This window comes from Pseudomonas sp. B414 (assembly GCF_055408445.1).
The window spans coordinates 64,416-89,473 of record NZ_JBUZTQ010000022.1 but is presented as its reverse complement, the minus strand read 5'-3'; the positions used below and the strand labels follow the sequence as shown (position 1 = coordinate 89,473).

General features: G+C 57.3%; 22 protein-coding genes and 1 other RNA gene. 10 read left to right on the top strand and 13 right to left on the bottom strand.

Annotated elements, in window-relative coordinates; genetic code table 11:
* Together ACZRMH_RS17950 and ACZRMH_RS17945 are read right to left on the bottom strand one after the other, a co-directional pair.
* Positions 1–1,237, bottom strand: a 1,237-nt coding sequence (locus tag ACZRMH_RS17950; protein ID WP_464014562.1) for a DEAD/DEAH box helicase, incomplete at its 3' end; no start/stop codon positions are given.
* A complete protein-coding gene (locus ACZRMH_RS17945) occupies positions 1,237–2,199 on the bottom strand; it encodes an aminotransferase (protein WP_095010182.1) in 963 nt (320 codons plus the stop codon). The genes ACZRMH_RS17945 and ACZRMH_RS17950, both read right to left, overlap by 1 nt.
* A 1,984-nt stretch (positions 2,200–4,183) precedes the next feature.
* Between ACZRMH_RS17945 and ACZRMH_RS17940 the strand changes: the two genes are divergently transcribed.
* Genes ACZRMH_RS17940 through ACZRMH_RS17925 form a run of 4 tightly spaced genes read left to right on the top strand, consistent with a single transcriptional unit; the run spans position 4,184 to position 7,160 of the window.
* Complete coding sequence (locus ACZRMH_RS17940) at positions 4,184–5,584, top strand: YfjI family protein (protein ID WP_464014561.1); 1,401 nt, start codon at positions 4,184–4,186, stop codon at positions 5,582–5,584.
* Positions 5,577–5,930: a hypothetical protein gene (locus ACZRMH_RS17935; protein WP_029299028.1), complete on the top strand. Its 354-nt coding sequence runs from the start codon at positions 5,577–5,579 to the stop codon at positions 5,928–5,930. Before ACZRMH_RS17940 ends, ACZRMH_RS17935 begins: the two co-directional genes overlap by 8 nt.
* Positions 5,914–6,894, top strand: coding sequence for an integrase domain-containing protein (locus tag ACZRMH_RS17930; RefSeq protein ID WP_029299027.1), 981 nt, complete (start codon positions 5,914–5,916; stop codon positions 6,892–6,894). The genes ACZRMH_RS17935 and ACZRMH_RS17930 overlap by 17 nt, the downstream gene beginning before the upstream one ends.
* The gene (locus ACZRMH_RS17925; protein ID WP_029299025.1) at positions 6,891–7,160 is read left to right on the top strand and encodes a hypothetical protein; all 270 of its coding nucleotides are present in this window, start codon (positions 6,891–6,893) and stop codon (positions 7,158–7,160) included. Before ACZRMH_RS17930 ends, ACZRMH_RS17925 begins: the two co-directional genes overlap by 4 nt.
* A gap of 166 nt (positions 7,161–7,326) precedes the next feature.
* On the opposite strand, the gene ACZRMH_RS17920 is transcribed toward ACZRMH_RS17925, so the two are convergent.
* The 8 genes from ACZRMH_RS17920 to ACZRMH_RS17885 all read right to left on the bottom strand — a co-directional run bounded on the left by ACZRMH_RS17920 (position 7,327) and on the right by ACZRMH_RS17885 (position 17,372).
* Positions 7,327–8,583 (bottom strand): integrase domain-containing protein, encoded by a 1,257-nt coding sequence (locus ACZRMH_RS17920; RefSeq protein ID WP_029299023.1) that lies wholly within the window; start codon positions 8,581–8,583, stop codon positions 7,327–7,329.
* A 186-nt stretch (positions 8,584–8,769) separates the two neighbouring features.
* Positions 8,770–9,161, bottom strand: a transfer-messenger RNA (tmRNA) gene (gene ssrA / locus ACZRMH_RS17915).
* Between the two features lie 73 nt (positions 9,162–9,234).
* Positions 9,235–9,516: a hypothetical protein gene (locus ACZRMH_RS17910; RefSeq protein WP_464014560.1), complete on the bottom strand. Its 282-nt coding sequence runs from the start codon at positions 9,514–9,516 to the stop codon at positions 9,235–9,237.
* A gap of 291 nt (positions 9,517–9,807) precedes the next feature.
* Positions 9,808–12,618, bottom strand: coding sequence for an FAD-binding and (Fe-S)-binding domain-containing protein (locus ACZRMH_RS17905; protein WP_464014559.1), 2,811 nt, complete (start codon positions 12,616–12,618; stop codon positions 9,808–9,810).
* Positions 12,615–13,286, bottom strand: coding sequence for a LutC/YkgG family protein (locus tag ACZRMH_RS17900; protein WP_464014558.1), 672 nt, complete (start codon positions 13,284–13,286; stop codon positions 12,615–12,617). The genes ACZRMH_RS17905 and ACZRMH_RS17900 overlap by 4 nt, the downstream gene beginning before the upstream one ends.
* The gene (locus ACZRMH_RS17895) at positions 13,286–14,743 is read right to left on the bottom strand and encodes a LutB/LldF family L-lactate oxidation iron-sulfur protein (protein ID WP_464014557.1); all 1,458 of its coding nucleotides are present in this window, start codon (positions 14,741–14,743) and stop codon (positions 13,286–13,288) included. Before ACZRMH_RS17895 ends, ACZRMH_RS17900 begins: the two co-directional genes overlap by 1 nt.
* A complete protein-coding gene (locus tag ACZRMH_RS17890) occupies positions 14,740–15,564 on the bottom strand; it encodes a (Fe-S)-binding protein (RefSeq protein WP_464014556.1) in 825 nt (274 codons plus the stop codon). The genes ACZRMH_RS17895 and ACZRMH_RS17890 overlap by 4 nt, the downstream gene beginning before the upstream one ends.
* Before the next feature lie 113 nt (positions 15,565–15,677).
* The gene (locus tag ACZRMH_RS17885; protein ID WP_464014555.1) at positions 15,678–17,372 is read right to left on the bottom strand and encodes a lactate permease LctP family transporter; all 1,695 of its coding nucleotides are present in this window, start codon (positions 17,370–17,372) and stop codon (positions 15,678–15,680) included.
* 261 nt (positions 17,373–17,633) lie between these two features.
* On the opposite strand from ACZRMH_RS17885, the gene ACZRMH_RS17880 reads away from it, so the two are divergent.
* Complete coding sequence (locus ACZRMH_RS17880) at positions 17,634–18,401, top strand: GntR family transcriptional regulator (protein WP_016783458.1); 768 nt, start codon at positions 17,634–17,636, stop codon at positions 18,399–18,401.
* Positions 18,402–18,557: 156 nt separating this feature from the next.
* On the opposite strand, the gene smpB is transcribed toward ACZRMH_RS17880, so the two are convergent.
* On the bottom strand, positions 18,558–19,040 hold the full coding sequence (gene smpB / locus ACZRMH_RS17875) for an SsrA-binding protein SmpB (protein ID WP_003439570.1): 483 nt from the start codon (positions 19,038–19,040) through the stop codon (positions 18,558–18,560).
* Between the two features lie 117 nt (positions 19,041–19,157).
* Here smpB and ACZRMH_RS17870 point away from each other — a divergent pair, with 117 nt between their 5' ends.
* Genes ACZRMH_RS17870 through ACZRMH_RS17860 form a run of 3 tightly spaced genes read left to right on the top strand, consistent with a single transcriptional unit; the run spans position 19,158 to position 21,313 of the window.
* A complete protein-coding gene (locus ACZRMH_RS17870) occupies positions 19,158–20,561 on the top strand; it encodes a sodium-dependent transporter (RefSeq protein WP_464014554.1) in 1,404 nt (467 codons plus the stop codon).
* Positions 20,562–20,568: 7 nt separating this feature from the next.
* Entirely contained in the window at positions 20,569–21,003 is a 435-nt protein-coding gene (locus ACZRMH_RS17865; RefSeq protein WP_048362121.1) for a type II toxin-antitoxin system RatA family toxin, read from the top strand.
* The gene (locus tag ACZRMH_RS17860) at positions 20,996–21,313 is read left to right on the top strand and encodes an RnfH family protein (protein ID WP_464014553.1); all 318 of its coding nucleotides are present in this window, start codon (positions 20,996–20,998) and stop codon (positions 21,311–21,313) included. Before ACZRMH_RS17865 ends, ACZRMH_RS17860 begins: the two co-directional genes overlap by 8 nt.
* A gap of 56 nt (positions 21,314–21,369) precedes the next feature.
* Here ACZRMH_RS17860 and ACZRMH_RS17855 read toward each other — a convergent pair whose 3' ends face one another.
* The gene (locus tag ACZRMH_RS17855; protein WP_464014552.1) at positions 21,370–21,897 is read right to left on the bottom strand and encodes an outer membrane protein assembly factor BamE; all 528 of its coding nucleotides are present in this window, start codon (positions 21,895–21,897) and stop codon (positions 21,370–21,372) included.
* Positions 21,898–21,995: 98 nt separating this feature from the next.
* On the opposite strand from ACZRMH_RS17855, the gene fur reads away from it, so the two are divergent.
* The gene (gene fur / locus ACZRMH_RS17850) at positions 21,996–22,409 is read left to right on the top strand and encodes a ferric iron uptake transcriptional regulator (protein ID WP_048362124.1); all 414 of its coding nucleotides are present in this window, start codon (positions 21,996–21,998) and stop codon (positions 22,407–22,409) included.
* A 96-nt stretch (positions 22,410–22,505) separates the two neighbouring features.
* On the opposite strand, the gene recN is transcribed toward fur, so the two are convergent.
* Complete coding sequence (gene recN, locus ACZRMH_RS17845; protein ID WP_464014551.1) at positions 22,506–24,188, bottom strand: DNA repair protein RecN; 1,683 nt, start codon at positions 24,186–24,188, stop codon at positions 22,506–22,508.
* A 252-nt stretch (positions 24,189–24,440) separates the two neighbouring features.
* On the opposite strand from recN, the gene grpE reads away from it, so the two are divergent.
* The gene (grpE, locus tag ACZRMH_RS17840) at positions 24,441–24,995 is read left to right on the top strand and encodes a nucleotide exchange factor GrpE (RefSeq protein WP_464014550.1); all 555 of its coding nucleotides are present in this window, start codon (positions 24,441–24,443) and stop codon (positions 24,993–24,995) included.
* Positions 24,996–25,058: the final 63 nt, after the last annotated feature.

The following is a 25,058-nucleotide window of genomic DNA, read 5'->3' as shown; positions in this document are numbered from 1 at the left end:
ATGATCGCGCGCTCTTCAACGCTGAGTTCGGAATAGGACATAGGGGCAGCACCGTACCGGAAAGGTCAGGTGTTGCACTCAGTTTTCGCGGCCGCCCAGTGATACCCCAATCGGCACCTCCGTACAGCGCAGTGATAGTCATCTCTCCGCCTAGTTCGGAGCGAAGCTTGGATTCAACCTCTCCTGCCAATGCCCTAGAAGGAACCAAGTATATCGCCAATGGAGCTTGATCCACGAATTCACGCAAAAGAAGCTCTTTTATAAGTGCCATATTGGCCACCAGTGTTTTTCCTGATCCTGTAGGAGTGCACAGTGCGAATGAGGAGCCATTAATTAATTTGTCTAAGCCGTGGAGTTGCGAGGTCCATAAAATGCCCCGGCCCCGGCTATACTGATCTCTGGCATACACCAAAAGCTTGTCGCGTCGACTAGGGTTCAACTCCGACAGAGCAAGTAGGGGGCGATAAATGCTGGAGGCTTTGAATCCCTCCGCTACTTGGCGAATGAGAGATACAATTAATGATGCGTCTGCGCTGAAGGTCCTAAACGACATGTCGTCCAGAGCCCCAAGCTTTAACATCGCCCGCTCTAGCCGTTCATTATCGCCGCTACGAAGGCTGGATGCGATTAGACCGAGGCAACGAACTAACTCTACTGAAAAATACCAAGCAATTACATTATCATCCTCGTCATCAACTCCAGTACTAGCAAGGCGATAACTGGCATTTTGTTCCGTAAGCTCGGGGTTTTCGCGCCAGAAGGCGACGCAGCGACTTAGAACACCGTCAAAATCAGCCTTCAAGAAAGCTGCATAGAGACCAATCCCTGAGTTTTCGGAGTTGACCTGTCCCAATAAACCAGCCGCCATCGCTGGAAGCCCGCCTAGTTGATAGGCAGCAGCAGCTAATAACTCGATCGGAACAACAGTATTTATGCTGTCGGATGATCGAGTTAGCCACTCCAAAATTTCGCCAGACCTCCGATAGCAGTCAGTTGCTCCTAGCGATGATATTCCTTCGACTTGGCGAAAAATGTGGGCAGCATGAAGAAGCCTTCGGGCATCTGCCAATAATATCAACGACTCTTGTTCACCCCACATGATGGTCGGCACCTGCCACATCGTTTGAAGGCAGCGAACATATGCTCGTGCCTGCCGGCGGGATAGTTGGTTCTGTATTGCGAGCGCATCTCTTACAATACGGGCGACTTCGAGACGTTCAGCATCCAATGCAGGCATCAAGCATTCTCCGTCCAAAGGCTGGAATAAAGGGCGTCGATCAATTGATCTCCATCGGACAATATTAACTCGACGACCTGCAGATCATGAGGGGCGGTATATTCTGTTGGAGCGGTGGTCCAATCAATCAGGCAAGAGGCCTTCTCTCGCTTTTTTGCGCCGCTACCAGCAAGCAGAATGAGGTTCGTACGAGGCAGTGGTTGGGCGTCAAGTGCTATAGCTTTGTCGATGGACAAAATTGCCGCCTCATGTCCATGCCTGTCTCTATCTTCCAGAAGGCGCTGAAGCTGCCTCAGTCCATGCGGAACTGGAGTATCGTGATTGATCTCGTACCATACTCCTCGTCCAGTTCTAACGCGTGCGCCTGTACCATCATCTTTTTCCCATTTTCCTAACATCAATGTATCGAAGACGGACTCAGTTAGCTGTTTTCGCCATTTTGCTTCACCGGCGATGAAGCGGACTACCTCGCCAGCATCGTTTAGGGATAACCCAATGAAGTCAGTGCCAAAGCGTCCAAAAATCTCTCGAGTCCTACTAGGGTCACGAACAAGGTCCCATAGATACTTTTCAGCATCGGCATGCTGTCGGAACAGAAAAATTGGGATATGCCATTCATGACCACCAGCAAAATTCGCTTGAAACGCTTCAGTAAGCATCCCTGCCATAACCTCACCGAAAAGGCCTCGGCGTGCGCTAGAGGGTAAACAAGTCGGATAACATGTCTGCGCCCCTGGAGCACCTGCATCTGGATGGAGGTCAATTGAAATCTGCCGATGGAAATACTCGCGGGCATCTAAATGCGCAGACTCGAAGTAGGGTCGCAGAGCGTCGACCAACTCGTCGTCTGTGGCAGACTGCTGCTCTAGCAAGAGATGACCGTATCGTCCGTTATCTTTGACCGTATCGTATGCTATCAACCACTCATCTAACGCCGTCTTCGGTGGCTCGCAGGTGTGCATGCTTCATCCTTGTTGTAGTGGCGCTTGGAACCGCTCTAGTTGGGTAGGCTCGTACTTTAAATGACTGATTTTTATTAATTAGTTCTGTCTGGTGTCCAATCAGAAGTGTTGCCGTGGTTTCCAACCTTTTAGCAATTCTACAGATTTGAGCTTGCCTCCCTTTAGCACCTGTTAGCGCATCTAGCCATGGCGATCGATGTGTTGGGCGGCTCTCGGGCGTCGCCGTTTGCGAACCGCGTGCAGTGACTTACACGGACGCGCCATCCGGTCCGTTTAAGGATTCAACCGTTCGAGTGCCAAAATTTCGTAACGCTTCAGAGAATGATGTGCTCCTGTATCAAAAATGGCCCCGAGTGTGATCATGTCATAACGATATCTATAGTGGCACTATTGGTGTCCGTTTCCTTCACGAAACGGCTCTCCTAGCATTTCGCTTAAAGTGACCATTCCGTCGCTGTCCAATGAAAAACTAGGCGGCTTCAGCCCAGAGCTTGCCGTACGGAAGCCTGCGCGCTCGTTAAGGAATTTGTTGGCTGGCAGCTACCGCCGGTGCCATCACGCGACAAATTGCTCCTAGAATCAGCTAGTCCACTCATTCTGAACGCGCTCGCCCCTTCGTGCCCTGTGAAGCGCGGGAGGCCCTACTACGAATGCAGTTCAATAATGTGACCTTCCGAGATGCGATCGCTAGTGGAAATGCGTCAATCGACCACACTGCATGGAAGCTATATAAAGGAGGGTGTTCGTTGCGCAGAGACTTGGCTTGAAGGCTCATCATTACTGTTATGGTGGGCGCTGTCTCAGAACCGAAAACGTCATCGTCCAGGTGATCCACAAGAGGCATTTGAAGCAGGTTTTGCTGCGGTTGCAGCAGACGCTGATCACGCGATGTGAGGCCGTCACTTCCCAATCAACCCGCTTTGATGCCTGAGTCTGATTTGCTTTTCCCGCCAAACCCTCGGATCAAGCGATCTTTGATCGCGCCGATTGGAGGGTTCACTCGTTTTTTCTCGAAGCCGCCTCGTTCTACTTTCCCACTTTCAATTTGATTAGCGCCACGCTAGCTTTCACCCGTCAGTAATTCGCCGCGATTTCCTTCGAGCGCAACGCCATTCAGTGTATTTGCGGATCTTTTCGTTGGGCTGGAATGTCGGTGTGGCGACAGTGGCGACACCGGCGACAACCCACGTAGACCGTGGTCTGGAGCATGGCGACAAAAGTGGCGACAGTCGCCGCTTTTTGCACGTTTTGGCCGTGACGCTTGACCGCCTTTTGGAGTGGGTATAAAAATTGGCGCACGGACCGCTGTCGTTGACAGCACCTGCCCAGGTAGCCAAAACCTTTAAGGCTACGCCACTTGCGTGGTGGTTCTCCCGAAGTGCGATTAGCGTCCGGCGGCTCGCACGGTCACTCCGCAAAAGTGATGGATGCCTACTCGGCTTATCTGCCCACTGCGGCGGACGATAGACCTTCCTCGCTGCACTGCAGCAACTTCATCTCTCGGCACACTTAGCTGCGCCAATCTGTGCCCGTCTCTTTCTCCTGGAAAGAGACGGGTGCTCGTACCACTGCTGCAAGCCCCGTCGTACAGGGCATTGCCGCAACTCTCCTCGTGACAATCGGCCTGACAAATCCGATTCGTCGCCATCCGCAACGACACAGGCACGGGTGCCGCAGCCTATGGAAAGGCTGCACCTGACTGACAGTCAGGTATGCCCCAGGTGTCGATGTTGTTGCCTTCTCCCACTCAGGATCTCCAGGTGTCGAACTCGTCAGTCGGCACAGCCTCTACCCGCCCGCATTTTCGGATGCGCCAAGGAGGCCAGATTCATGGGTTCATGCCCCCGCTCCCGGTCGTAAGGAGCCGTACGTTCCGCGTCAGTGAACGCACCTCACAGGTCGCAGGGGCCTTGATCCCTGATAACACTCAACAAGCGTGGCGGGAGTATGTGAGGGCAGTCAGTAACTACCGAGGAGAGGACCCATGCAGCAGTTAGATCCGAAGCTTGAACTACCACGATCCCCTCGACCGCTAATCGAGTTGAGCACGGTGGCCGAGCCTTATCCAGTTAAGGCGTTGGGTGGAATTCTTGGGCCCGCGGTTGAGCGCATGGCCGAGGTCATCGGCGTGCCCCAAGCACTGGCCGCGCAATCTGTGTTGGCCGCCTCGGCCCTGGCCACCCAATGCCATGCGGGCTTACAACTCGACGGGAGAAGTTATCCCCTGTCGCTGTACCTGATCACGGTGGCCGCGTCCGGTGATCGCAAGACCGCGGCAGACCGATCTGCATTGCTGCCAGCACGCCAATGGGAGCGTGAACAGTGGCAACACTATCGTGAACAGCTCTCCCGGTACCGCTCCGCACAGCGACAGGCGCAGCGTATCAATCCTGCCGATCCCGCCTCCGCAAGCGGCGTACCGCTCGAAGCGGAGCCATCCGCACCCAGGTTGATCACTACGGACCCAACTATCGAGGCCGTGATCAAAGGTCTCTGTCGTGACTTACCGAGCATGGGCCTGTTCTGTGACGAAGGTGGGCAATTCCTAGGTAGCAGCACCATGAGTCGGGATAACCGTTTGAAAGCGGTCACAACCTTGTCGTCACTCTGGGACGGTAGCCCGATTGATCGTGCTCGCTCTATGGCAGGCGAAAGCCTACGAGCCTATGACCGACGCCTGAGCCTGCACCTGATGCTGCAACCGTATTTGGCCATGCAGTTACTCAGTGACCCGTTGCTGCAGGGGCAAGGCATTCTAGGGCGCTGCTTGATGACCTGGCCCACCAGTCTAGCCGGGCAACGTAGCTACCAGGCTGTCGATTTGTCCAAAGATGTCGCACTCAAGCGCTACCATCACCGCCTTTCGGCTCTGTTTTATCAGCCTTGGTCACTTTCCGCTGACGGAGCCTTGCAGCTGTTAAAGCTGAGCCTCAGCCCGCTGGCGCGTCGTCGCTGGATTGATTTGCATGATGCTATCGAAGCTCAGTTGGGGGAGTTTGGCGAACTGGCCAGCGTACGGCCCAGCGGATCAAAGGCCGCCGATAACCTGCTGCGCGTCGCCGGCATTCTTGCAGTTGTGGAGGAGAGCAGCGTCGTGGAGGTCGACCATATCCAACGGGCCTCCGCTTTAGTCGGCTACTACCTCACCGAGATACAGCGTCTCACTGAGCAGGAGCCAGTGTGTCGAGTTCAGGAGGAGGCGGACCGGCTGTTGCGCTGGCTGCAGGTCAAAGATTGGAAGCGTTTCAGTATTCGTGAATTGAATCGCAACGGTCCCCGCTTTGCCCGCAAGAGCAGTCGTCATGCCGCCAAGCTGCTGGTCGAGTTGATTGATCATCAGTGGTTGATCACCGATGGCCACACCTTCGAGGTGCGCCATGTTTAATCTTGATGAAGCGCTGCGCAACCATCTGGCTCAGCGTCAAAAGGAGCCCAAAGTGCGATTTGTCGCCGCTACTGTCGCCACTTTGTCGCCACGCTCAAAACCAGGCAGGGCAAGGGTTGTCGCCGCTGTCGCCAGTGTCGCCACCACCCATAAAGCTATCGCCTCTACGACAGCCATTATTCAATGGTTGAAAGAGGAGGGTGCGCATCTTTACGTCACCGACAACACGCTGTGTTTTCGCCCGACTGATTGGGCTCAGTTCGCGATTGTAAGTGCGCACTGGCGAGCCCTTTTGCATGATCTCGCGGCAGTCGATCAGGAACAGAAAAATGGCACGGGTCGGTAAGCGAGCGGGGCGCAATTTCGGTTTCGGTCGCCAGCTTAGCTATGCTGGACGGCAAGCACTGAAAGACCTGTTTGGCGACGGCCATTTTGCTACCGTCAAAGCCCATAGCGATCGCTGGCAGGCGTTCGTGCATTGGTGTCGATCCGATGAAGGACCGAGGGTCAACGACGCGCGCCAGATCGACCGCGAGATCCTCATGCGGTACGCCGTCCACGTGCGGGAGCAGGTTGATCAGGGCAACGTCGGCATTGCCACCGCGCAGAACCGACTGTCCAGCGTGAACCGAACGATGGCCGCGCTGCGCGGTGATCAGTACGTCAAAATCCCGAGTCCGAGTAAGGCGCTGGGCTTGCAGCGCTCAAGCGTGCGTAGTGAGGCTCCGCAAGGCCAAGACCGTGCGCAGGTCGAGTTGATCGCGCGGGCGCTGTCAGATCGTCAGCAATCGAGGGTGAGTGCCATTGTGCTCCTCGCCCGTGAGACTGGTATGCGCCTGCGCGAAGCGATCCTGGCCGATCTGACCCGACTGCAACGTGAGGTTCGGCAACTGGGCAAGATCAACATCCAGGATGGCACCAAAGGTGGTCGATCAGGGGCCTCGGCACCGCGCTGGATTAAGGTAACGGATCAAGTTCGCGATGCCCTGGATTGGGCCAGCGCGACCTCACCCAATGGCAGTCGGAATTTGTTGGCGCCCGACGAAAGCTACAAAGACTTTATGCAGGCAGTTGTGCGACCGGCACGGGACATCCTGCATGAGCATGGATTGAAGGGTTTTCATGAGCTGCGGGCGGCTTACGCCTGTGAGCGCTATGAGCAATTAATCGGCTTTCCTGCACCCGTTAATGGTGGACGTGTTCATCGAGAGGATCGAGCACTCGATCAGCGAGCCCGTAAGCAGATCAGCCATGAGTTGGGACATAACCGCATCGATGTGGTGAGTGCCTACATCGGAGGCCGGCGATGACGGCCGAGTTCGACATAGCGTTGTTCCTGCGCCCCATGCTCAAAGGTGCGCATGCCACGCAGCAGCGGCACATCAGGCAAGCAGAAAGGATGCACGAGGTGATTCGTGAACGCTGGGGTTGCGCGACTCCCTGGTCCTGGAGAGAAAAGCACGTGAGATGGTTTCTGGAGCACTATTTGCGATGCTCAGCTCCAGCTACCGTCTACTACTACGAGTTAACAGCAGGGTTGATCCGCCGTAGAAAGGCAAAAGTCGTGGTTGCCTGATAGACCTTTAAGCATGAGCCCCTGAGTATGGGAATGCGGAGCCTTCCCATACTCAGGGGCTTGGCTGAAGAAGCGCAGGCATACCAGAGATCTGGCAACTGTCGTCACTCGTTTCGCTCTACTACAGGACACGGATCGTAACCGGTGGCGCGTACCTTTTGGATGTTCAGCGAATCGGTACGACGTTGCGATCTCTGGTTTGATTGATGGCCGATGCCGACAGGCTGCCGGTGGCCGCCTTCTGGATATGTTCACTCCACCAGGCCATCATCGGACGCCGGCGTTCGATGTAATCCGCCCGGTTGTAGGCGCTACGAACTTCGTCCTTGTCGACATGCGCCAGCGCGACCTCTATCAGCTCCGGATCCCAGCCATGCTCATTCAGGATGGTGCTCGCCATCGAGCGCAAGCCGTGGCTGACCAGACGGTCCTGAAAGCCCATGCGCTTCAACGCCATGTTGGCGGTCTGGCTATTGGCATGGGTGCGGGGATTTCTATCTGAGGGGAACACGTACTCTCTGTTACCGCTGAGTTGCTTGAGCGTCTCCAGTAACGAAAGTGCCTGATCGGTAAGAGGGATTGTGTGCGGCCGACGCTTTTTCATGCGCTCTGGCGGAATGGTCCAAATGCGCTTGTCGAAGTCGATATCTGCCCATCGTGTGGTGGCCGCTTCGGCAGGGCGGGTCATCGTGTGCAGTTGCCATTCGATCAGGCAGCGGGTCGTGCGCTTGATGCTGGCGTTCGCGATTTCCATCATGAGCTCGGGAAGCTCCTCAGGTGGTAGCGCAGCCATGTTCTCTTTCTTGGGTTTCTTGAATACCGCCCGAATTCCATTGAGGGGGTTCGCGAATATCAGCCCGGAGTTGACCCCGTAGGTCATGATCTCGTTCAGTCGTTGGCTCAATCGTTTCACGGTTTCGAGGCTCCCTTTGGCCTCGATTGGACGAAGGATCTTGATAACCATCGGAGCAGTGATTTGAGAGAGCGGCGTTGTTTTCATGCTTGGGAAAACATGAAGCGTCAGCGATCTCCAAATGTCTTCGGCGTAGGCTTTGGTTACGGAGTCTTTCTTCAGCTCGAACCAGGCCGTGGCCACCTTCTCGAAAGTGTGTTCACTCTCAGCAAGTTTGGCTTGTCTTACCTCATCACGCTGGGTTTTGGGATCAATGCCCAAAGCGAGCAACTCACGCGCCTCTGCGGCTTTCTTTCGGGCGTTGGCTAGCGAGAGGTCGGGGTATGGACCAAGCGCCATGTTGATACGGCTTCTGGTCAACGGCTCACGGTAATTGAAATTCCACATCATCGAGCCGCTGGCGCGTACTCGAAGCTGCAAGCCATCGCCGTCGCTGAGGACGAAGTCTTTACCAGTTGCCTTGACTGCCTTGAGCTGGCGATCGGAGAGGCGGGTTGCGTTAGTAGGCATGGGAGCTACCTCCAGCACCGTTTTGGTATCCTGAAAATAGCATTTGGTAGTCCGGGATACCACCTGGGATACCAAAGCGCCTGGAACTCAGAAACCGTGCAAAGCCTCCATAAGCGCTGAAACCCCCGTATTCACTGGATTTCGGGCACAAAAAAAGACGTCCGTGGACGTCTTTAGATGATGAAGTGGTGGAGCCGGGGGGATTTGAACCCCCGTCCGCCAGTACTCCGCTGTCGGTACTACATGCTTAGCCGTTTCTATTAAGTTAACCCTCAGCGACCCGAAGGGCAGGGTGCTTTGGGCGAGTTGTGTAAGTTTTAGCCGATTCGTCCACAACGTACTGCACGGCGATCCTGTTCTATATGACAATCACTTCAGGTTTACAGGCATCCCCTAGTGATTGCTGGACCCGAAGGTACCAGGAGGATGGCTAAGGCAGCTTACGCTGCGAGAGCTTGACCCTCGTAGGTTTCGTCATTGGCAACTATAAGTAGTTGCAACAGTGGATTTACGAGTTCTGTTACCAACTCGGCATGCACCTAGAGTTTCGCAACCGGCGTCGAATCCTAAACGGCCCCGATGCCTGCTGTGTGTAACCAGCAAGCCTGCGCAGTGTACGCCTTTGTCGCGCAGAAGGCCAACCCAAAGGGGTTACTCACCACCTTTGTTGTTGTTGGCGATGTCCTGGAGCGCTTGGGTGGTCAATGAGATACAGGCTTGGGTGCCTTCTTTGGTGCCTTTGGATTGTTCTTCCTTGGCCTGGGCGACGGTGCTGTCGATGTTGTCTTGCAGGTCGGAGCTGATTTCTCCAGAGCTGGCGACAGCGTCATTGATCTTTTGCAGGTTGATCTGGCACAGGTCTTCTGCCGCAAACACCGGGGAGGCCAACATCACAGCGGAAATAAACAAACCAGCAAGAGCGGTACGCTTCATGGGGAAAACTCCTTGTGCACATGGTAGGCCCGGTGCTTCCAGGCTCGGTTTTATGCCCCAAACATTGGGGCCTTAAGCCAATTGACTATAGCCATGCTCAGGAGTTCTGCTTGTGTCTGGTGATTATTTTCTAATTTTTTCGGCCGAAAATGAGGACGATTTTTGATTTTGTGGGAGCGGGCTTGCTCGCGATAGCATCAACTCGGGTAAACAGATACACCGCGTCGTCTGCATCGCGAGCAAGCCCGCTCCCACTTAAAGCCGAGGTTTATGGCCTCGGGTATTGCTGATTTACAAGATGTTAGGGCTTGTCACCCGATCCACCAGATACACCAGCCCGTGGTAATCAATCCCGCCATGCTGGCTCAGGCCGATCTCACAGGTGCGGCTGGTGGATATGCCTTCGCTGCAATGCTGCACCGCATCCTTCAAGCTGCGCAGCGAGTGGGCGTTGAGTTCGGGGGTGGTAAAGCCTTTGTCACCGGCAAAACCACAGCAATGAATACCTTCCGGGATTACCACTTCGGTGCTGCACAGGCGGGCAATGTCGATCAGTGCCTGGCTTTCGCCCAGGTGCTGGGTGCTGCAGGTGACATGCACGGCGATCGGCGCCGTTTGTGGGGTGAAGTTCAACTTATCCACAAGGTGGGTGCGAATAAAGCGCACCGGGTCGTACAGGTCGAGGCGGCTCTCGCCCAGGTCTTGCACCAGGCGCAAGGTGCAGGGGCTGGTGTCGCAGTAGATCGGGTCTAGCCCGCCACGGCTGGCATGCAGCAAGGCGCCGATCAGTTCCTGGCGCTTGTGTTCGGCCTGTTCGCTGTAGCCCTTGGAGGCAAACGGCTGGCCGCAGCACAAGCTGTCCATATTGTCGGGGAACACCACTTGGTAACCGGCTTTTTCCAGCAGGCCGCGGGTTTTATCCAGCAGTGACATTTGTTCCTTGTCACCTGCCGCCGGGCCCATAACCCGCGAGACGCAGGCCGCCAGGTAGACAACCCGTGGCCGAGCATCCTTGACGGGCGGGGTGAAGCGAATCGCCCGTTCCGGCTGGGGCATGGCGTTGGTCCACAAGGGTACGCGGCCTTTGCTGGCCCTGGTCAATGCAGACGAGATTTTCCCAAGGCGCGGCGCGCCCAGCAGCATGCGTGCGCCATTGGCTACGTGCAGGGTGAAGCGTGCACCTTGCAGCGTGGTCGCAAAGTGATTGCCCAGCCAGTCAGCGGTTTTCACGCTGTGGGCGCTGCGGGCCCGCAGTTTTTTCACCAACTCGCCGGTGTTGATGCCAACCGGGCAACGTTGTGCGCATAAACCGGTAGCAGCACAGGTATCGATACCCTGATAGGCGTAGGCTTTTTCCAGTTCAGTGGTGTCGATACCGGCGCTCTTTTTGGCCTGGATATCGCGCCAGATCACAATCCGCTGACGCGGGCTGAGGGTCAGGCCCTTGGACGGGCACACCGGTTCGCAGAAACCGCACTCGATGCACTTATCCACAATCTCGTCAGCGGCTGGCATTGGCTTGAGGTGCTTGAGGTGGATATGCGGGTCTTCGCTGAGCACCACGTCGGGGTTGAGAATGCCTTGAGGGTCAAGCAAACGCTTGAGTTGCCACATCAATTGATAGGCGTCGCTGCCCCATTCCAGCTCGACGAAGGGCGCCATATTGCGCCCGGTGCCGTGTTCGGCCTTGAGCGAACCGCCGAACTCCACGGCCACCAGTTGTGCCACGTCATCCATAAAGGCCTGGTAACGCGCCACTTCTTCGGGGTTGTTGAAGCCCTGGGTGAAGACGAAGTGCAGGTTGCCCTCCAGCGCGTGGCCAAACAGGATCGCTTCGTCGTAGTGATGCTTGTCGAACAGCTCGATCAGGCGGTTGACGCCGATGGCCAGTTGTTCGACCGGGAAGGTCACGTCTTCGATGATGACCGTGGTGCCGGTTTTGCGCACCGCGCCAACAGCCGGGAAGGTGTCCTTGCGGATGGCCCACAGCTTGGCGTTTTCTTTCAGGTCTTCGGTGAAATCGACTTGTTTCTCGACCGGGAAGGTCGACAGCGAAGCCATGATTTGTGCCAGTTGCTCGTGCAGCAAAGTCTGGGATGCGGCGCGGGATTCGATCAATAGTGCGCAGGCATTGGCCGACAGTTGTTGTACGAAAGCCGGCATGCCAGGTTTGTCCTGCACCGAACGCAGGCTGCGGCGATCCAGCAGCTCCACAGCGGATACGGGCTGGCTTTTGAGTACGGCGACGGCGTTGCAGCAGGTTTCAACATCCGCGAACACGATCAGCGCCGAGGCTTTGTTCGGGTGGTCGATCACGGTGTCGTAGGTGACGGCGCTGATAAAGCCCAGAGTGCCTTCGCTGCCCACCAGCAGGTGGCTGAGGATATCCAGCGGGTCATCGAAATCCACCAGGGCATTGAGTGACAAGCCAGTGGTGTTTTTCAGACGGTATTTGTGGCGGATTTTGGCAGCCAGTTCAGTATTGGCGCGGGTTTCGCGGGCCAATGTCGACAGTTGCTCGAGCAATGCGCCGTGGCTTTGACGAAAGGCGGCGATATTGGCCGTGTCTTCGGTGTCGACCCGGGTGCCGTCAGCCAGCACCACGCGCAGGCCAGCCAGGGTGTGGTAGGTGTTTTGCGCGGTACCGCAGCACATGCCGCTGGCGTTGTTGGCGACAATGCCACCGATTTTGCAGGCGTTGATCGAGGCCGGATCGGGGCCGATCTTGCGTCCGAAAGGTGCCAGCCAGGCATTGGCCTGCGCGCCGATAACGCCGGGTTGCAGGCGGATTTGCGTGCCCTGACCGCGTATTTCCTTGGCGTTCCAGTTGTCCCCCAGCACGATCAGCACCGAGTCACTGATGGCCTGGCCGGACAGGCTGGTGCCGGCAGCGCGGAAGGTTACCGATACCTGGTCGCGGCGGGCCAGGCGCAGCAGTTCAACCACTTCGTCTTCGGATTCAACGCGAATCACCAGTTTGGGGATCAGCCGGTAAAAGCTCGCGTCGGTGCCAAAGGCCAGTGTGGACAACGGATCGTTGAAGCGACGGTCTTGCGGGATCAGGCGTTCGGCATCTCGCACGAATGCAGCGGGCAGACTCATGCGTCCTCCAGGATCAGCACGATCAGGTCTTTCGGGCCGTGGGCGCCGTAGGCCAGCACTTGCTCGATATCAGCGGTTTTCGACGGGCCGGACACCAGCAGTGCATTGGTCGGCATACCGGCGGGCCAGTTCATTTCGCGCTGTACCTGATAGAAGTTGTCACGGATTTCGCTGGCCTTGAGCAGGGCGAAATGCACCGGTGGCACCAGGCTCATCAGCCGCGGCTCCTCGGGTGTCGGCCACATGATCAGGCTGCCGGTGGCGGCAATCGCGCCCAGGGTGGTGGTGAGGCTGGCTGGGGTGTCGTTGAACAGCTCGGCTTTCCACTCTTCCACCGGGCGGTCGTAGGCCTTGAGTGCTGGCAGCGCCGGGTGTTGTGCCCAATGGGCGGTGACTCTCTGCCCGTGGGGTGTAGTCGGTGCGATCAGCAGGCTCGGCAATTGGCGGTCGGTGACCAGTTGCGCCAGCAGCGCAGGCCAGTCTTGCTCGGTGCTGAGGTGGATTTCGGTGTGCACCGCTTCCATCAACTTGCGCAGTTGCGGGATGCGTTGCTCCGGGGTGTAGGTCCAGGGTTCTGTCACCAGTACTTCGTCGAAGTTGTCAGCTACCGGTGTGGTACCCGTCAGGCTTTTACGCAGCTTGTTGAGGATATTTTGCTTGGCGCTCATCACTGGTCTCCCGACTTTTTCGCCAGATGCTCGCGGGCCATATCATGCAGCGAGCGGGCAGCGGGTTTTGGGGCGCTGTGGTTTTGTGTCCACGGGCCGACATTGCTTGGCGTCAGCCCGCGCAGGCGGGTGGCGGCCTTGAGGAAGACGCGGTATAGGGCAGGGGAGCTGTTGAGCCTGGCCCACATATTCCAGATCAGGCGTTCCTTGCGTGAGTACTTGCTGCCCTGTCCACGCATGATGCGCGGCACTGTGTCGGGGGCTTTGACGTTTTCTTCGCGCAGACGGCGCAGCAGGGCCGGGATCGGAATTTTTACCGGGCACACTTCGCCACAGGCGCCGCACAGCGATGAGGCACTTGGGTGGTCGGGAACTTTGCCCAGGCCCACCATATGCGGGGTGATGATTGCGCCAATCGGACCGGGGTACACCTCGCCGTAGGCATGGCCGCCAATACGGGTGTAAACCGGGCAGTGGTTCATGCAGGCGCCGCAGCGGATGCAGTTCAGCGTCTGGCGCAGTTCACTGTCGGCAAAGGCCTGACTGCGACCGTTGTCGAGCAACACCAGATGCACTTCTTCAGGGCCATCCAGTTCGCCGGGCTTGCGCGGCCCGGAGATCATATTGACGTAGGTGGTGATCGGCTGGCCCAGGGCCGAGCGAGTCAGCAAGGACACCAGCGGTACAACGTCACGCAGGTTTTCGACAACTTTCTCAATACCGGTGACAGCAATATGCACAGGTGGCACGGTCGTTGACATACGCCCATTGCCTTCGTTTTCCACCAGCAGCAGGGTGCCGGTTTCGGCAACCGCGAAGTTGACTCCGGACACGCCGATATCGGCCTCGAAGAATTTCTGCCGTAGTACGCGGCGACCGATCTGGATCAGTTGGTCGACGTCCTTGGTGTATTCCACACCGAGTTTTTCGTGAAACAGGTCGGCCACTTGCCCGGCGTTCTTGTGGATAGCGGGCATGATGATGTGGGACGGTTTTTCATTGTCGAGCTGAACGATGTACTCGCCCATGTCGGACTCAAGGCATTCAATGCCCTGGGCGCCGAGCACGTGGTTCATCTCCATCTCTTCGCTTACCATCGACTTGCCCTTGATCACCTGTTTGGCGGCGCGGCGGCGGGCGATGGACATAACAATTTCGTTGGCTTCGTCGACGGTTTCAGCCCAATGCACCTGCACGCCGTTGCGGGTCAGGTTGGCTTCCAGTCGTTCCAGCAAATCGGGCAGTTTGGACAGGGCGCGGGCGCGGATGGCGTTGCCCAGGGCGCGCAGGTGTTCACGCTCGTGAGCGTCGCTGAAGGCCACGGCGCGTTTGCTCATCAGTGAATCCATGGCACTGCGGAAGTTGTTGCGCAGTTGCTGGTCAGCCAGGGCTTCATGTGCGCGCTCGCGGAAGTCTTCTTCCACGGCCACGGTAGGAATCAGTGTACTGGCGTTCATTGGCCACCTCCGGTGCGCTGCCACAGGAAACTGGCCAGATGTTGACCGCGCAGGGCTTGTTTCTGTTTTTCCAGCGAGCCGTTGATATTCATCAGGCAGCCGCAGTCGGCGGTGAGCACTTGATGGGCGCCGGTTTCAATCAGGGCACGAGTCTTGTCAGCGACCATGGCACCGGAAATATCCGGCATGCGTACGCTAAATGTCCCGCCAAAACCGCAGCATTCGCTTTCGTGGCTGTGGTCGATGCGTTCCACATTGCCCAGTTGTGCGAGCATTTCGCGGCCGTGCAGGTGGGTGTTCATTTCACGGCGGGCGGAGCAGGAGGTGTGCAGCGCAACCTTGACCGGAGCGCCGTGGTCCTTGAACTGGACCTTGCACACAAACAGCAGGAATTCGGTGAGTTCAAAGGTGCGTTCGGCCAGGGCGTGAACCTTTTTCAGGGTCTCGGGCTCGTCCTTGAACAGGTCTTCATAGTGTTCGCGCAGCATGCCGGCGCAAGAGCCGGACGGCACGACCACCGGATAGTCTTCGGCGAACAGGGCAAGCTGTGAACGTGCCACTGCCCGGGCCTGGTCGGTGTAACCCGAGGTGTAGGCCGGTTGGCCGCAGCAGCTTTGACCTTGCGGGTAGTCGACTTCGATACCTTCGCGTTCAATCAGGTGGATGGCGTCCATCCCGGCTTCGGGGAAGAACAGGTCGACTACGCAGGTGCCGAACAGATAGACCTTGCGCGGTTTGTGCGCAGGGTACTGGCGAGGCGTCGGAAGGGGTGGGGCGACGCGGGTCGCATTAGGCACGGCATTATAGAAAAGCTCGCTCATCAGGCGTCTCCGGGTGGTCCCGGTTATGTGTCCACCGAGGTGGACCGGGTAGTGAATTACTGACGCCGGGGCAGTGCCCCGGCGCCATTAATGTGCAGTAACCATAGTCCTTATCAGTGCACCAGCATGCCGGTAAACCAATAGGCTTGAGCCAGAGTGATCAGGCCGACGATGGTGGCGAAGAACAGGCTGTGCTTGAGGGTGAAGCGGAACAGGTCGGATTCTTTACCCACCAGACCGGTTGCCGCACAGGCCACGGCGATCGATTGCGGGGAAATCATCTTGCCGGTCACGCCGCCGCTGGTGTTGGCGGCCACCATCAGGGTGTCGCTGACGCCGATCTGGTGGGCGGTGGTGGCTTGCAACGAGCTGAACAGGGCGTTGGACGAAGTATCGGAACCGGTCAGGAACACGCCCAGCCAGCCGAGGAACGGCGAGAAGAACGGGAACGCTGCGCCTGTACCGGCCAGTACCAGCGCCATGGTCGAAGACATGCCCGAGTAGTTGGTGACGAAGGCAAAGGCCAGCACCATACCAATAGACAGGATCGGCCAGCGCAGTTCGTAGAAGGTCTCTTTTAAAGTGGTCAGACCAGTCTTGATGTTGATTTTCAGGATCAGCATCGAGATCAATGCCGAGAAGAAAATCGCCGTACCAGTGGCTGAAATCGGATCAAGCTTGAACACGGCCGCAATGGCAGTCGGCGCATTGACGATCGGTGCAGTCTTGACCACCAGTTGGTCCAGATGCGGGATCGCGAAGTTGAACACCCAGCTGTACATCGAACCACCGGCAGAGAACATGGCCTTGAACGGTTTGAGGGTCCAGATGGTGACCAGTACGGTGAGGATCAGGAACGGCGACCAGGCTTTCAGAATCTGCATCAGGCTGTAAGGCGAAGCCATCAGGTTGGTTGGCTTGCCGAAACCACCTGCGCTGGCGGTGACAATTACGTCCGAGGTCACGCCTGCGATCTGAGCGCCTGCGGTACGTTTTGGCTGCCAGACTTTCAGGAACAGGGTCAGGCTGACCAGGCTGGCCAGGGCCGAGGTGATGTCCGGCAGTTCCGGGCCAATGTAGTTGGAGGTGTAGTACTGGGTGATGGCAAAGCTCAAGCCAGCCACCAGCGCTGCAGGCCAGGTTTCACGCACGCCGCGCAGGCCGTCCATCATGAATACCAGCCAGAAGGGCACGAACAGCGACAGCAGGGGCAGTTGGCGGCCGGCCATGGCGCCGATCTTGAACGCGTCGATGCCGGTTACCTGACCAGCCACGATGATCGGGATACCCAGGGCGCCAAAGGCGACTGGCGCGGTGTTGGCGATCAGGCACAGGCCAGCGGCGTACAGCGGGTTAAAACCCAGGCCTACAAGCAGGGCGGCAGTAATCGCTACCGGTGCGCCGAAACCGGCTGCACCTTCAAGGAATGCACCGAAGCAGAAGCCGATCAGCAGCACTTGCAGGCGCTGGTCGTCGGTGATCGACAGTACCGAGCTGCGGATGATTTCGAACTGGCCACTTTTGACGGTCAGTTTGTAGAGGAACACCGCGGCCACGATGATCCAGGCAATGGGCCACAGACCGTAGGCAAATCCATAGCCCGCTGCTGCGAAGGCCATGTCGACAGGCATCTGGAAGGCAAAGATGGCCACCAGAATCGACAGGGCGAGGGTGATGCTGCCGGCGACGTGACCTTTGAGGCGGAACACGGCCAGGGCGAGGAAGAAGAAAACGATCGGGATGACGGCCGCGAGAGCGGACAGGCCGAGGCTGCCGAGCGGACTGTAGAGCTGTTGCCAGGTTTGCATATGGGGTGGCCCCTAATTGTTATTGGTCAATGCTGTCGATTGTATTTGGTATATTGGTATTACCAATTTACAATCGCTGTTGGCTAGGTTAAAAGCCTTATGAGGCATGTGTCAATTTGCCGCCCTTAAATCTTTTGTCGAAGTGTTCGTTGTCAGGGCATCTGATGGGGTTTTCAGCAGTGTTTCTGATGGGTGTATGCGTGGCGCCAATCGGCGAGAATAGCGGCCCCCGACGCTTGGTCGGGAGGGTGGAGAGCAGTTATGGGGTTTGATCAGATCCGTCAGCGCCGTTTGTCGGACGATATTGTCGAGCAACTTGAGGGCATGATCCTTGAGGGCACGTTGAAGTCGGGTGAGCGCTTGCCTGCCGAGCGTGCGCTGGCCGAGCAATTTGGTGTGTCGCGCCCGTCGTTGCGCGAGGCCATCCAGAAACTGTCGGCCAAGGGCTTGCTGGTCAGTCGCCAGGGCGGCGGTAATTATGTGGCGACTTCCCTGGGCTCGACCTTCAGTGACCCCTTGTTGCAACTGCTGGAAAGTAACCCCGAAGCGCAGCGCGATCTGCTTGAGTTTCGTCACACGCTGGAAGCGTCCTGTGCTTTTTACGCAGCATCGCGGGCTACCGAGATGGATCGCGAGCGCTTGCGGCTGGCCTTTGAGCGGTTGCAGGACTGTTATGCGCGGGTCGATGAAGTCAGCCGTGCCGAAGAGGGCGAGGCGGATGCCAATTTTCACCTGGCCATTGCCGAGGCCAGTCATAACGCGGTGTTGCTGCACACGATTCGCGGGCTATTCGACCTGCTCAAGCGCAACGTGGTGACCAATATCGGTGGCATGTACAAGCAGCGCAGCGAAACACGCGACATGCTGATCAGTCAGCACCGTGAGTTGTACCTGGCGATTATCGAGGGCAGGGCGGAGGACGCCCGCGAAGTGGCGAGCCGACATCTGGTGTATGTGCAGGAGGTACTGGAAGAGGTGCGTCAGGAAGTGCAGCGCATGGCGCGGGCCGAACGGCGCAATGGCTTGTAATTATACATGCCAACCCTGTTGGAGCGGGCTTGCTCGCGATGGAATCAACTCGGTATAGCGGATACACCGAGTTGTCTGAATCGCGAGCAAGCCCGCTCCCACAAGAGCTGAGGCAGCATCAAGACAGATGCCCCCGCAGGGGCAAAGGCAGAAGAACTAGTCTTCCTTGCCCTTGTTGCGTACCGCGCGTTGCAGCTCGCGATCAGAATCGCGCTCACGCTCGGTATGACGCTTGTCGTATTCCTTCTTGCCTTTACCCAGGGCAATTTCGCACTTGATCAAGTGCTTGCTCCAGTAAAGCGAGAGGCAGACGCAGGCGTAACCCTTCTGCTGCACCGCGGCAAACAGCTTTTCCAGCTCGCGCTGGTTAAGCAGCAGTTTGCGGCTGCGCGTCGGGTCGGCAATGACGTGGGTGCTGGCGGTCGTCAGGGGCGCAATATGGCTGCCGAGCAACCATGCTTCACCATCCTTGAGTAGCACATAGCTGTCGACCAGCTGTGCCTTGCCTGCACGCAGACTTTTTACTTCCCAGCCGGCCAGGACCAGACCAGCCTCGAACCGATGTTCGATGAAGTAATCGTGTCGCGCCTTTTTATTCTGCGCGATGGTCCCTGTAGGGTGTTTCTTCTGTTTAGCCATAGGGGCGGCATTATAGGCAGTTGCGAGGCTGTCGGCTACGGGCACCTGCGTGCTTGAGCACGTAGGTTGATTCCCGGACAATGCGCCCTCTTTTTTTAGTGGTTGGGCGTAGTAACGATGTCGACAGACAAGGTTTCTGTCCACGGCAGTTGGGCAAGCCGTTGGGTCTTTATTCTCGCTGCGACCGGTTCTGCCGTGGGTTTGGGCAGTATCTGGAAATTCCCTTACATGGTTGGCGTCTATGGTGGCGGCGCCTTCGTGTTGGTGTTTTTGGTCTGCATCGCGCTGATCGGGGTGCCGGTCATGCTGGCTGAAACCCTGATCGGGCGGCGTGCGCGGCTCAGCCCGGCGAATGCCTTGAAGGTGTTGGCGGTTGAGGCGGGGCATTCGGGGCGTTGGTCGTGGGGAGCTTTTGCCGGGATGATCACGGCGCTACTGATTTTGTCTTTCTATAGCGTGGTGGGTGGCTGGTCGCTGGATTACATCATCAATATGGGCAAGGGCGACTTTCAGGGGGCGACGGCCGATCAGGTCGGTGCCTACTTTGGCAACGTGATTGCCGACCCCTGGCGCCTGACGTTCTGGCACAGCGGTTTTATGCTGTTATCTGCGTATGTGATCGCCAAGGGTGTGGTGGCGGGACTAGAGCGCAGTTTGCGGATCATGATGCCGTTGCTGTTTGTGCTGCTGCTGGTATTGCTGGGTTACAGCATGACCACCGGGCACTTTATGCAGGGTGTGCATTTCATGTTCGACTTCAACCCTGACCGCGTACTTGACGGTTTGCTGGCCGCGATGGGCCATGCTTTCTTTTCGCTGAGTGTGGGCGTGGGCTCAATCATGATTTATGGCGCGTATATGCCGAAGAATGCATCGATCTCGGGGACTGTGGTGGGGGTGGCGCTGATCGACACTTTTGTCTCATTGCTCGCCGGGCTGGCATTGTTTCCAATTGTGTTTGCGTCGGGTTTAAACCCCGGTGAAGGGCCGGGCCTGATGTTTGTGACCCTGCCGTTTGCCTTCGGCAATGTGGCATTTGGTCAACTGATGGGCGTGGTGTTTTTCGTGTTGGTGGCGGTGGCGGCCTGGAGTTCGGCGATTTCGTTGCTTGAGCCGATGGTGGCGTATCTGGTGGAGCGCACCAGGGTCAGACGCTTGTGGGTGACATTCTGGTTGGCGTTCAGCTGCTGGTTTGTTGGCTTGGGCACGGTTTTTTCGTTCAATATCTGGAAACAGGCCAAGTTTTTTGTAAATGAAGAATCGGGTTTCCACTTGTACCAATGGGGCGCGGCAAGCGGTCTGGACTTCTTTGGTGTCGTCGATTTCTTCACCTCGCGTATTATGTTGCCATTGGGTGGCCTGTGCTTTGTGGTCTTTGCAGGCTGGATCATGGGCCGCGGTGCGGTTCGCGACGAATTGTCCATGCGTAGCCCGGTGCTGTTCGCCCTGACTCTTTTTTTGATGCGCTATGTGGCGCCACTCGGCATTCTGATTGTGTTTGCCGCCCAGCTGTGGAAGTAACGCTGACATGACTACCCATATCCAACGCTCCGCCCTGTTGCCGTATCCCGCCCAGGCGCTTTATGACCTGGTCAACGATGTGGCCAGCTACCCGCAGTTTCTGCCGTGGTGCTCGTCTGCCGAAATCCTGGAAAGCACCGAGGTGCTGATGCGCGCCAGTCTGGGCGTAGCCAAGGGCGGCCTGAGCCAGCACTTCGTAACGCGTAATACTCTGGTGCCGGGGCAGTCCATTGAGATGAACCTTGAAGAAGGCCCGTTTACCAAGCTGCACGGGGTGTGGGTGTTCAAGCCGCTGGGTGAGAAGGCCTGCAAGATCAGCCTGGACATGACCTTTGATTACGCCGGAGCCATCGTTAAAGCGACCTTGGGGCCTCTGTTCAATCAGGCGGCCAATACCTTGGTGGATGCTTTCTGCCAGCGCGCCAAACAGCTGTATGGCTGAGCCGGTGATTGAGGTAGAGGTGGTTTACGCTGCGGTCGATCGTCAGCGTCTGCTGACCGTGGCCGTGCCCCAGGGCACTACGGTACGGGCAGCGGTGCTGGCGTCCGGTATTGGTCGTGAGTTTCCCGAGGTTGATCTGGCGAACTGCCCGGTGGGCATTTTCGGCAAGCAGGTCGCCGAGCCTGAAACCCGGGTGCTTGAGGCGGGGGATCGCATCGAGATCTATCGGCCGCTGCTGGCCGACCCCAAGGAGATCCGCCGTCAGCGTGCGGCCAAAGCGGCCGAGGCCAAGCGCCTGAGCCAGCTCTGACAGTTTTATTGCAGACAACAAAAAGCCCGGCATGCCGGGCTTTTTGTGCCGAACGCTTATTGTTCGGTGGTATCCAGAGGTTCTGGAGTCGGAACCGGTACGGTTTCAACACCGTCAACGTCCTTCTGGATCTGATCAAGCAATGAACCAGGCTTGGCTGGAACTTCGCTCTTCTCGGCTGGAGCTTCAGTAGCCGGTTCGGTCACGTTTGTGCCGCCGGTTTTGCCGAGAATGGCTTCGTCGCGGCTTACGCCAGGCTTGAAGTCACCTGACAGGCTCACGAGCTGGTCGTTCTGGTTGAAGAACACGCTCACGCGTTCCTGTTGGCGTTCACCGCCGCCGGGCTGCAGGCTATACAGATAATCCCAGCGATCAGGGTGGAATGTATCAGTCAGCAGGGCGTTGCCCATAATAAACCGCACTTGCCGACGGGTCATTCCCGGGCGTAACTGGTTTATCATGTCCTGCGTGACGACATTGCCCTGTTGGATGTCGATTTTGTAAACCCCGGGGAATGAACAACCGGCGAGTGCGAGCAGTCCCACAAAGGTGAAACTGGTTAGCAAGAGCTTGGTGTTTTGCATCGGTGGGCGACTTCCACTATCTTGGCTGGGACAACGTAAACGCCGATCATACCCGTATTAAGAGAAGCTGCGAAGCGGCTTCCGCGAGAAAGCTAACCATGGTTGAAAATAGCGAACTACGTAAGGCCGGACTTAAGGTGACTCTGCCACGAGTCAAAATTCTACAGATGCTTGACTCTGCAGAGCAGCGTCACATGAGCGCCGAGGATGTTTACAAGGCACTTATGCAAGCAGGCGAGGACGTCGGTCTGGCCACGGTTTACCGTGTTCTGACCCAGTTTGAGTCAGCAGGGCTGGTGATTCGCCATAATTTCGATGGCGGTCATGCGGTCTTTGAATTGGCTGATGCCGATGGCGGCCACCACGACCATATGGTTAACGTGGACAGCGGTGAAGTGATCGAGTTTTTCGACGAAGACATCGAAAAACTGCAACACGCCATTGCAGCCAAGCACGGTGTTGAGTTGGTGGATCACAACTTGGTGCTGTACGTGCGCAAGAAAGTAAAATAAGCATGTCACGCGAATTACGGTTCGCGAAACGATCGAAGGCGGCCCAAGGGCCGCCTTCGTGCTTTCTGCTATCGGTTATTTCATGACCGTTCGTCGTTAAGCGGCAAGATTTTTTGCAGTAACCACCATTTTTTTCGCGTGGGCCAGGGATTCCTTGGTCAGATCGATGCCACCGAGCATGCGGGCCACCTCTTCGACGCGCTCTTTTTTGCTCAATTTGGCCACGGCAGTGCGTGTGGTGTCGCTTTCGCGAACCTTGTGTACAAAAAGGTGTTGATGGCATTGCGCAGCCACTTGCGGCAAGTGAGTGACCGTCAGTACCTGGCCGCGCTCGCCCAGGCGGCGCAACAGTTGCCCCACGATCTCGGCGGTCGGCCCGCCAATGCCCACGTCCACTTCGTCGAAGACCAGGGTCGGTACGCGGGAGGTCTGTGCGGTGATGACCTGGATGGCCAGGCTGATACGTGACAGTTCACCGCCGGAGGCCACCTTGGCCAGGGCCTTGAGTGGTTGGCCGGGGTTGGCGCTGACCAGCAGTTCGACCTGCTCCAGGCCGAAGGGCGCCGGGTCGCTGCTGGCCTGTGGGCGCAGTTCGATCACAAAGCGGCCACCGGGCATGCCCAGGCGCTGAATCTCTTCTTCTACTGCACTGCTCAGGCGTGTCGCGGCCAGGCTGCGCAGGTTGCTGAGTTCGCGTGCACAGTCTTGATAGTGGCGAGCAAAGGAGGTCAGCTCATTGGCCAGGCGTTCGATGTTTTCGTCATTGGCATTGAGGGTTTCGAGTTCATCCAGCAGCTTTTGATGCAGCGCGGCCACTTCGGTGGGTTGAACCCGATGTTTGCGCGCCAGGGTATAGATGGTGTCGAGCCGTTCTTCGAGGTACTGCAAGCGGCCCGGGTCGGCGTCAAAGTGGTCGAGGAAACGATTGAGTTCGCCCACGGCTTCTTCGACCTGAATTTGTGCGCTGGCCAGCAGGTCAGTTGCTTCGCTCAACGAGCCGGAGTTGTTATTGATGCTCGACAGGCGATTGAGGCTGACTGTCAGCGCATTGAGGACGTTACCGGAGTCGCTTTCGCTGCACTGTTCAACGACTTGGCGGCAAATGGTCAGCAGGGTTTCGGCGTTGGTCAGGTTCTTATGCTCCTGCTCCAGCTCTTCCAGCTCATTTTCGCCCAGCGAGAGGGTTTCCAGTTCTTCGAGCTGGTAGCTCAGCAACTGATGACGCGCGCGTTGCTCGTCCCCGGAGTTGGACAGGTGCTCCAGCTCTTGTTTGGTCTGGCGCCAGCGTTGCGCCGCAAGCTGCACCTGACGGGCCAGGTCGGTGGCACCGGCAAACTCGTCGAGCAGGCGACGGTGGGTCTCGGGTTTGAGCAGCGACTGGTGTTCATGCTGGCTGTGGATATCAATCAGCAGCTCGCCCAGGGCTTTCAGGTCACCCTGGGGGCAGGGCGTGCCATTGATATAGCTGCGCGAGCGGCCTTCGGCAGTGATGACCCGGCGCAGGATGCACGGGCCGTCGCCTTCAAGGTCGCGCTCGGCAAGCCAGGCCCGGGCCTCGGGGATGTCCTGCAGGTCGAACGTGGCCAGGATATCGGCCTTGTCGGCCCCCGGGCGCACCACGCCACTGTCGGCGCGATCACCCAGGGTCAGGCCGAGGGCATCGAGCATGATCGATTTGCCGGCACCGGTCTCACCAGTGATTACACTCATCCCGCGATCCAGTTCCAGATCGAGGTGTTCAACGATGGCGTAGTTGTGTACGGACAGGTGCACCAGCATGGTAGCTGCTCCAAAACGTAATGTCTGGTTATTTATACAGTGTTTTGTTTCGTGCTGACAATGGCTGTGCTTAGTTCGATTTGCTTGTTTTTTTCGGTTCTTTAGCTCGTTTCTGATTTTTGGAGGGGAGGGCGAGGCTGCCCGAACATCTCTTTTCTGGTTTTTTCGCTCTTGAACCTGAGAATTGCGACCCCATATACCTTGGCACAAGCGCGAGTCGAGCTCGCGGACGAAGTTTGAAAGGAGAAATCTATGGCAGACGAACAGACTATGGATACGCAGAACCAGGAAGCCGAAGTAGCTGGCGAAGATCTGGCAACCCGCGTGCAGGTGCTTGAAGAGCAGCTGGCAGCCGCTAATGATCAGGCTCTGCGCGTAGCTGCCGATCTGCAGAATGTTCGCCGTCGCGCCGAGCTGGATGTTGAGAAGGCGCACAAGTTTGCGCTGGAAAAGTTCGCCGGCGACCTGTTGCCGGTGATCGACAGCCTGGAGCGCGGTCTTGAACTGTCCAGTGCTGACGACGAAAACATTCGCCCGATGCGTGAAGGGATCGAACTGACCCTGAAAATGTTCCAGGACACCCTGAAGCGTTATCAGCTGGAAGCGATCGATCCGCACGGCGAACCCTTCAATGCCGAGCATCATCAAGCGATGGCAATGCAGGAAAGCGCAGAGGTTGAGCCAAACAGTGTGCTCAAGGTGTTTCAAAAGGGCTATCAGCTCAATGGTCGCTTGCTGCGCCCGGCTATGGTCGTAGTCAGCAAGGCGCCAGCGCCGGTTTCGCCATCGATTGACGAACAGGCTTGAAATCGGCCGCAAGGCCCCCATTTAGAAGTCAAGCGTTAAGCAGTGCCGCAGTTGGTCATTACT